The sequence below is a fragment of the Micromonospora sp. KC213 genome, assembly GCF_004348325.1.
In the GTDB taxonomy this organism is placed as follows: domain Bacteria; phylum Actinomycetota; class Actinomycetes; order Mycobacteriales; family Micromonosporaceae; genus Micromonospora.
In genome coordinates, this window is record NZ_SMKF01000210.1 from 1 (window position 1) to 8,597 (window position 8,597).

Here is an 8,597-nt window from a genome sequence, read left to right on the forward strand (position 1 = left end):
ATAGTGTTACGGCGGTCATGGCGGAGGGGAAACGCCCGGTAACATTCCGAACCCGGAAGCTAAGCCCTCCAGCGCCGATGGTACTGCACTCGTGAGGGTGTGGGAGAGTAGGACACCGCCGGACAATTCTTCATGGTTCAGGGTCACCCCCCGGTCGGGGGTGGCCCTGAACTGCATACCCGACCCAAAACACCAGCCACGACCACCGGTGGCGACGCGGCACGATCTCACGTTCTCCGATTTCCGGATACGATCTCCGGAATGGAGATTTTCGAGGGGGCGGACGGCACCCGGCTCGCGTACCACCGGTCCGGAGAAGGCGAGCCGCTGGTCTGCCTGCCCGGCGGTCCGATGCAGGCGTCGGCCTATCTTGGTGACCTGGGTGGGATGTCGGCGTACCGGTCGCTGCTGCGGCTGGATCTGCGAGGTACCGGCGAGTCCGCAATCCCGGCGGAAGCTGCCACCTACCGCTGCGACCGGCAGGTCGCCGACGTCGAGGCGCTGCGTTCGGCGCTGGGCGTGGACCGGCTCGACCTGCTCGGGCACTCCGCCGGCGCCAGCCTCGCCCTGCTGTACGCCGCCCGACATCCCGAGCGGGTCGGTGCGCTGGTCCTGGTCACCCCCAGCCCGATCGTGGTCGGGCTGATGGTCGCCGACCTGCAGCGGCGGGCGGTGGCCGAGCTGCGCCAGGGGGAGCCCTGGTATCCCGCCGCCTTCGCCGCGTTGCAACGGAGCTGGTCGGGCGCGGCCACGGTCGACGACTGGGCGGCGATCACCCCGTTCACCTGGGGCCGGTGGGACGAGGCCAGCCGAGCCGAGGCCGCCCGGCAGGCGAGCGGGAAGAACGCCGAAGCCGCCGCGGTCTACTACGCCGACGGGGCGGTCGACTCTCGAACGGTGCGCGCCGCGTTGGCCGACCGTGACGCGCCGGTGCTGATCGTCGCCGGCGAGTACGACGTGGCGCTGCCACCGAAGGTCGCGGTCGAGTACGCGACGTTGTTCCCACGCGGTGAGTCGGTGGTGCTGCCCGGCTGCGGACACCAGCCGTGGCTCGACGACCCCGGCGGCTTCCGCCGGGCGCTGACGGCGTACCTGACCTGATCCTGACCGACCGCTCGGTGTCTCCCTGACCGGGCTGGTCCATCCGGTCGCGGCCAGTGGTGGCATCCGGTGCCGGGGACATCACGAACTGCCGTACCGGAGTGGATTATTCGGCCCCGGGGACGGTTCAGCGGTGGTGCAGCCGCCGGTAGACGGGAGCCAACCGCTTGTGCAGGTCCTGGTAGACGTCGAAGATCTCGTCGTAGGTGGCACGGTGCTCTGCCGTCGGCTCGAAGACCCGGTCGTTGCGGATCAGGTCGGGAATGTCGGCGAACGAGAGCATTCCGGTGCCGACCGCACCGATCCAGCCCGCGCCGCGGGCGTTGACCGCGAGCGGCTGGGCGTCCCGGCGAATCTGCATGCCGAGCACGTCGGCGAAGATCTGGCACCACGAGTCGGACAGTGCCCCGCCACCGGTGATCGCCATCGACGTGACGGGCGCGCCGAGGAACCGGTCGACGGCCCGGGCCAACCATCGGGTGTTGAGCGCGACGCCCTCGAAGACCGCGCGCAGCAGGTCCGAGCGGTTGGTGTCGAGGGAGATGTTGAGGAACGCGGCGCGCAGGTGCGGGTCGTCGACCGGGGCGCGTTCGCCGTAGAGCCAGGGCGTGTAGAGCACCCCGTTGGCCCCCGGCGGCACCGTTGGGATGATCGTGTCAAAAGCGTCGAAGATGGTTCCCTCGTCGCGGGTCACGTGCCCGGCACCGAGCAGCAGGTCGTCGTACTCCACCACCTTGTCGCGCAGCCAGGTGAGATTGGCCCCGGCGGTCGCCTGGAGGGCGGTCATCAGGTAGCGGTCCGGGATGGCGCACGGCACGGCCGCGATGCCGGCGCCGACGTCGGTCTTCTTGCGGCGGACGTGGGCGGCGATCCACGACGAGGTGCCGAGGTAGAGGTGCGGTTCGTTGTCGCCGGTGGTGCCGGCCCCGATCGCCGCGGCGGTGTTGTCGATGGCGCCGGCGACGACCCGTACCGACTCGGGCAGCCCCAGGTGGGCGGCGGCGGCGGGGACGAGTGTGCCGATCACCTCGGTGCAGGCCACGATCGGGGGCAGCTTGTCCCGGTCGATGCCGCAGTCGGCGACCAGGGCCGGGGCGTAGCGGATCTCGCCGGGCCGCCGGTTGTCGGTGACCCACGAGGTCAGGATCGAGTCGACCGTTGCCACGGTGCGTCCGGTCAGCTTCAGGTTGATCCAGTCGAGCACGTTGAGGAACGACGCGGTCCGCTCGTACACCGCCGGCATCTCGTCGCGGACCAGCAGCATGTGGGCGGCGGGATCCTTGCCGGTCACCGACGGCATCCCCCCGGTGAGGCGCAACCAGCGGACGATCCGCCGCACCGAGATTCCCTGGTACGCCGGAAATCCGCCGAACTGCCGGCGCAGGTGCGGCGCCCCGCGCATGTCGAGCCAACTGATGCAGGCGGTCAGCGGCTCGCCGTCGGCGTCGACGGCGATGGTTCCCTCGCCCTGGGTGGAGGCGCACACGGCGGTGACCGCCAGCATCTGCTCGGGATGGGCGCGACCCAGGTCGGCGGTGACCTGCCCGAGGGCGTCCCACCACGCCAGGGGGTCCTGTTCGGCGCCACCGCCGGGCAGCAGCCGCAGCGGCACCGCCCGTTCGGCCCAGCCGGTGACCGTGCCGTCGGCGGCGACGAGCGCGGCCTTCATCCCGGAGGTGCCGAGGTCGACCGCCAGGACCTGCGCAGCGGCGACGCCCATCGGTCAGACTCCCTCGACGAGAGCGAAGACCCGGTCGAACCGGTCGAGCGCGTCGTCGATGACCTCGTCGGTGTCGGCCATCGAGGTGTACATCCGGGAGCCGGCCAGGGTGATGATGCCGTGGGCGGCGTACGCGGCGCCCATCTGTTCCATCAGCCGCTTGCGGGCCTTGTTCTCCTTGAGCAGCTTCAGCGGGTTGCGCATGTCCAGCAGCATGACGCCACTGCACTCCAGGTGCACGATCGACCCCTGGTTGTAGGCGACGTACGGCAGGCCGTACCGGTCGATGAGGCGTTGCAGGCCCCGGGTGAGGCGGTCGCCGGCGCGGCCGGCGACGACCGGGGCGTTGGTGCGGGCCATCTCCTGGATCGCGAAGTAGCCGGCCGCGCAGGAGAGCGGATTCGCCGACAGAGTACCGCCCACCTGGATGTGGGCGCCGCTCTTGCCGTCCAGGCCGGAGCCGAAGACCGCCATGACGTCGGCGCGCCCGCCGACACCGCCGGCCATCGGGTAGCCGCCGGAGACGGCCTTGCCGAGGACGGTCAGGTCGGGGGTGACACCGAAGTAGCCGGCGGCGCCACCGAGGCCGAGCCGGAACCCGGTGACCACCTCGTCGAAGACCAGCAGCGCGCCGAACTCGTCGCACAGCTCGCGGACCTTGGCGTTGTAGTCGCGGGGCACCGGGCGGGTGCCGGACTCCGGGCCGACCGGCTCGACCACGACCGCGGCGGTGCCGCCGCGCAGCCGGTTCTCGACCAGCTTGCGCTTGAGCTGCCCCAGATCGTGGGGGAATGCCTCGCGGGTGCGGCTGGTCGCGCCGAACGGGATGCCCTTGGCGTTCATCCGGTAGGTGCCGGGCACCCGTAGCCCGTACACCATCGTGTCGGACCATCCGTGGTACGCCCCACCGAGCTTGATCACCATCTTCTTGCCGGTGAAGGCCCGCGCCCCTCGCACGGCGGCCATCACCGCCTCGGTACCGGAGCCGAGGGCCCGGTACATCTCGATGTGCGGCATGTACCGGTGGATGATCTCGGCGAGTTTGAGTTCGTACTCGTGGAACAGGCCGGTGACCGGACCGGAGGCGTGGACGACCTCGGCGACCTGCTCGTTGACCGGTCCGTAGTTGCTGCCCAGGATGGTCGGGCCGCCGGCCTGGAGGAAGTCGATGTAGACGTTGCCGTCGCGGTCGACCAGGTGGGCACCCTCGGCCTTGTCGATGGCGAGCGGGAACGGGTAGTTGAACGCCAGGTTGTGCTGCACCCCGCCGGGGATCCGCCGCTTGGCCCGGTCGGTGATCTCCTTGCTGGCCCGGCACTTGGTGTCGAAGTGGTTGAGCACGTCGAGCATCGCGTCGTGGCGCAGCCCGCGTACCGGCTGGGCGATCAACGCCTTGAGCCGGCGCATGACGTCGGGGACGTCGGGATACTCGCTGATGGCGTACCCGAGGCGGGCCGACTCGGCGCCGGGCCCGTCCGGCCCGGCGGTGCCGTTCTCGCCGGCGGGGTCGGCACTGCCGCTGTCGCCGGTGGGGTCCGCGTTGCCGGCGGGGGCGATCTCGGCGGCGGTGGCATCGGCGCTGGGCAGCTCCTCGTCGGCGGGCACCCGCAGCGGTTCGACGGCCTTGGTGATCTGGGCCGCGATGCGCTTCTCGTCGGCGCGCAGCTTGCCGAAGGCGATCTCACGGATCGGGGCGGGGATGGTGTAAACCCTGCCGGCCTCGGTGGTCAGGGCCATCAGGTAGGCGATGGAGACCTTCTCCAACAGGGCCATGTTGAACACCGCCCGGTCGGGATCGGTGCCGAGGGCGACGATGCCGTGGTTGGCGATGATGAAGGCGTTGTCCCCGCCGGCCACCCTCTTCTGCACGTTCTTGGCGAGGAAGCCGGTGCCGGACGGTGCGTAGTCGACGATCGCGACCTGCTTGCCGAGGAACCGCACCTGCTCGTCGGTGAGGGCGGGGATCGGTTTGCGGAGAAAGGCCAGGGCGGAGGCGTACGGCTGGTGGGTGTGCACGATCGCGTTGACGTCGGGCCGTTCGCGGTAGATGTTCGCGTGCATCCCGCACTCGATCGACGGTGCCAGGCCGGCGCCGGTCTCGTCGGGTACGTGCCGGCCGTCGAAGTCGACGATGCAGATGTCCTCGACGCGCATCCGGTCGTAGTCGTAGTTGCTCGGCGTCACCGCGTAGAGCCGGTGCCCGGGGATGCGCACCGAGACGTTGCCCTCGGTGGCCTTGAGGTAACCCCGGTCGAGCATGGTCCGGCACATGTCGACGACGTGCTGGCGGGACATCCGGTGCTCCACGACGATCTCCTCGCTCCACAGGGGGGTGGTGCCCATCGTCGCCCCGGGTCCGGCTCGGAGCACCGTCCCTGCGACAGCGAGATTGCCGACCGGACTTATCACGGCGTGACAAAATCGCGCGGTGACCGCGACCCCGTGGCGGCGTCTGCCCGCCGACCTGTCCACCGCGATGCGCCCGCACCTGCCCGCGACTGTCGGGGCGGTCGCGGTCGCGGTCACCGAGGCGACACCGGCCTTCGCCACCATCAAGGCGGCCAAGTTCGAGCGGGATGTCCGCACCGCGGTGCAGGTTGCCCTCGAACGCTTCCTCGACCTGGTCGGCACCGACGAACCCGCGCTGCCGCCCCGGTTCCGGGAGGTCTTCGTCGCCCTCGGCGCGGCCGAGGCGCGGGAGGACCGGGGGCCGGAGGCGCTGCTGGCGGCGCTGCGGATGGCGGCGCGACTGATGCTGCGGCTGGCGTCGGAGTCACTGGCGCGGCTGCGTCCGATCGACATCGGTGAGCTGATCGACCTGTCCGACGCGATCAGCGCGTACGTCGACGAGCTGGCCGCGGCGAGCACCGACGGGTATGCCCTGCAGCTGCGCGAACAGGCCGGGGAGGGGGACCGGCGCCGGCACCAGTTCGCGGAGCTGCTGCTGCGCGGCGACGGCATGCCCAGCGCGGTCGAGGCGGCGGCGTCACGGATCGGGTGGGCGGACCTCGACGAGGTGGTGCCCGTCCTGTTGCCGCCCGACCAGGTGCGCGACGCCCGGTTCCGGTACGGCGCCGACGGGTTGGTGATCGAACGGCGCGACGACGCGGTGCTGCTGCTGCGTGCCGGTCCCCGTACCGCCCGTGCCCCCTTGGCGGAGACGCTGGCCGGGCGGCAGGCGGTGGTGGGGCCGACGCTGGGGTGGGCGCAGGTGCCGGCAGCCGTCCGGCTCGCCGAGCTGACCGTCGGGCTCGTCGACCCCGATCCCGGTCCGGTCTTCGTCGACGACCATCTGATCACCCTGACCCTTCGTGGGGAGGCCGGCGCGCTGGCCGTGCTGACCACCCGGCGGCTGGCCCCGCTGGCGCACCTGCGCCCGGCGCAGCGCGACAGCCTGCTGGTGACCCTGTACAGCTGGTTGCGGCACTGGGGTTCCCGCGCGGAGGTCTCGGCGGAGCTGTTCGTCCACCCGCAGACGGTCAGCTATCGGCTCAAACGCCTGCGCGACCTGTACGGGACGGACCTGGACGACCCTGCGGTCCGCTTCGAACTGCTGCTGGTGCTGGCGAGGCGACTGGACCTGCCGCGGTCCCGGGCCCGGTGGCGAAGCGGTGGCGACACCGGGCGGGGGTGAACAGTAGGCGTGGCGGGCACAGGAACCAGATGAACGACACACGCAACGAGCGGGGACCGATCCCGGCGGACGGATATCGCCGGCCGGTGGTACGGGTCGCGGTGGTGGCGCAGCGGGGTCTACTGCGGACGGCCGTGGCCGCGGTCCTCTCCTCGGCACCCGGGTTCGAGCTGACCGGGGAGGCCACCCCCGGCCCCGACGTGGCGACGGTGGTCGCCGGGCGACCCAACCTGCTCGTGGTGGACCTCGACGCGGTGGACGATCCGTCCACCCTGACCCGGGGGCCAGATCCGGTGCCGCCCGGCTGCGCGCTGGTGGGACTGACCGCCCGGCATACCCCGCGGACGCTGCGCCGGGCGCTGCGCGCGGGCGTGCGGGGTGTCATCAGCACCGATGTGCCGCCGCAGGAGCTGATCGGGCAGCTGCGCGCGATCGCGGGCGGGCAGCGGATGCTGGACCAGCAGGCGGCGTTGGCGGCGCTGGACGCGGCGGTCAATCCGCTCAGCGAACGGGAGCGTGAGGTGGCCATCGCCGCCGCGCGGGGGTGGCCGGCCCGGGACATCGCCGCCCACCTGCACCTGGCTCCCGGCACCGTACGTAACCTCCTGTCCGCCCTGTTGCGCAAGACCGGCAGTCGCACCCGATGGGAGGCGGTCCAACGCGTTCGGGATGCGGGCTGGATCTGACGATAGATAGACGTATGGCTATCGCTATGGGACTCCTTTCCCTAGGATTCTTGACCGTGCGTCATTGACTGCGCACGACACGTCAGGCCACGGGGGTCGGTGATCGGGAGCTTTGTATGGTCCGCACGCTGCTTGCGATCAGGAGTGGGCTGGTTCGGGGGGCGTTGGCCCACCTGCTGGCCGTGGAGGACGACATCGAGGTGGTGGGCGAGACGGACGGCCCGGACGGGTTCGAGGCGACGCTGCGGGCCGTGTGCCCCGACGTGGCGGTGACCGACGTCGACACGGTTCCCCCGGAGCGGTGGTTCTCCGACGACCCGGCCGCTGGGGTGACCCGGTTGCTGGTCCTGGTCGAGCAGCGGCGGGCAGCGCGACTGCGACCGCTGTTCACCGCGCACCACCAGCGGATCGGCTTCCTGAGCCACGACGTGGCACCGGACCGGATCGTCGCCGGCGTGCGTCAGCTCGCCGGAGGACTGGTCGTGCTCGACCCGGACCTGGTGGTGGCGGCGCTGGAGGGCGGCGACAATCCGCTGACCCCGCGCGAGCAGGAGGTGCTCGACGTGGCGGCCGAGGGCCTACCGGTCCGCGACATCGCGGTCAAGCTGGCGCTGTCCGCCGGAACGGTCCGCAACCACCTGTCCCGGATCATGGCGAAGACCAGGGCGCGGACCCGGCTGGAAGCGGTGCGCATCGCTCGGGAGTCGGGCTGGATCTGACCCCGTAGCCGACCAGCTCCCGATAGGCGGGACAGCGGGCGAGTAGACCCCGGTGGGTGTCCACGACGGCCGTGCGGCCGTCGAGCAACAGCACACGGCGGGCGCGCAGCGCCGAGCTGAGCCGGTGCGCGATGACCACCAGCGTGCCGGGCCGGTCGGCGAACGCCTCCTCCAGTCGGGCCTCGGTGGCCGGATCGAGGTGGCAGGTCGCCTCGTCGAGGATCACCAGCCCGGCGGTGGCCAGCCAGGCCCGCAGCAGGGCTACCTGCTGGCGTTCTCCCGCCGAGAGGTCCGTCGGGCACAGCGTCGCGTCGTAGCCGCCGAGCCGGACCAGCAGCCCGGTGAGCCCCAGCCGCTCCGCCGCCGCGCTGATCGCCGAGTCCGGCACGTCGGGGTTCAGGTAGGTGAGGTTCTCCCGGAGGGTGCCGGTGAAGACGTACGCCTCCTGGGGAATCAGGACCCGACGGGTGGCCAGCTCGGCCGGCGTCGACTCCGCCACCGGTGCCCCGCCGAGATGGACCGTGCCGGCCTGCGGGCGCAGCACCCCGGCGATCAGTGCCGCCAGGGTCGACTTGCCGATCCCGCTCGCCCCGACGATCACCAGGTGGTCGCCGACGGGCACGTCCAGGTCGAGCCCGTCGAGGACGGGCTCGGCGTGCGGTCCGTACCGGAACGACACACCGCGCAGGGACAGCGCCGGCGCGGCCGGGTCGGGCGGTGGCAGCGGGGCGCGGGGG

General features: G+C 71.6%; 7 protein-coding genes and 1 rRNA gene. 5 read left to right on the plus strand and 3 right to left on the minus strand.

Features of this window, described 5'->3' with window-relative positions:
- Positions 1-7 precede the first annotated feature (7 nt).
- Positions 8-124: ribosomal RNA gene (rrf, locus tag E1166_RS27240) — 5S ribosomal RNA — on the plus strand.
- Between the two features lie 137 nt (positions 125-261).
- Positions 262-1,101 carry an alpha/beta hydrolase gene (locus E1166_RS27245; RefSeq protein WP_132342774.1) on the plus strand — a complete coding sequence of 280 codons (840 nt, stop codon included), beginning with the start codon at positions 262-264 and terminating at the stop codon, positions 1,099-1,101.
- A gap of 127 nt (positions 1,102-1,228) precedes the next feature.
- On the opposite strand, the gene E1166_RS27250 is transcribed toward E1166_RS27245, so the two are convergent.
- Together E1166_RS27250 and E1166_RS32600 are read right to left on the minus strand one after the other, a co-directional pair.
- Entirely contained in the window at positions 1,229-2,821 is a 1,593-nt protein-coding gene (locus E1166_RS27250; protein ID WP_132342775.1) for an FGGY-family carbohydrate kinase, read from the minus strand.
- A 3-nt stretch (positions 2,822-2,824) separates the two neighbouring features.
- Positions 2,825-5,164 carry an aminotransferase class III-fold pyridoxal phosphate-dependent enzyme gene (locus E1166_RS32600; protein ID WP_279433237.1) on the minus strand — a complete coding sequence of 780 codons (2,340 nt, stop codon included), beginning with the start codon at positions 5,162-5,164 and terminating at the stop codon, positions 2,825-2,827.
- Positions 5,165-5,249: 85 nt separating this feature from the next.
- Between E1166_RS32600 and E1166_RS27260 the strand changes: the two genes are divergently transcribed.
- The 3 genes from E1166_RS27260 (at position 5,250) to E1166_RS32605 (ending at position 7,860) form a co-directional block, all read left to right on the plus strand.
- Positions 5,250-6,455: a helix-turn-helix domain-containing protein gene (locus tag E1166_RS27260; protein ID WP_243710540.1), complete on the plus strand. Its 1,206-nt coding sequence runs from the start codon at positions 5,250-5,252 to the stop codon at positions 6,453-6,455.
- Positions 6,456-6,484: 29 nt separating this feature from the next.
- Positions 6,485-7,141 (plus strand): response regulator transcription factor, encoded by a 657-nt coding sequence (locus tag E1166_RS27265; RefSeq protein WP_132342776.1) that lies wholly within the window; start codon positions 6,485-6,487, stop codon positions 7,139-7,141.
- A gap of 116 nt (positions 7,142-7,257) precedes the next feature.
- Complete coding sequence (locus E1166_RS32605) at positions 7,258-7,860, plus strand: response regulator transcription factor (RefSeq protein ID WP_132342777.1); 603 nt, start codon at positions 7,258-7,260, stop codon at positions 7,858-7,860.
- Here the strand turns inward: E1166_RS32605 and E1166_RS27275 are convergent.
- Positions 7,790-8,597: ABC transporter ATP-binding protein (locus E1166_RS27275; protein ID WP_132342778.1), on the minus strand; the 808-nt coding region annotated here is incomplete at its 5' end. The two genes, E1166_RS32605 and E1166_RS27275, sit on opposite strands and share 71 nt — an antisense overlap.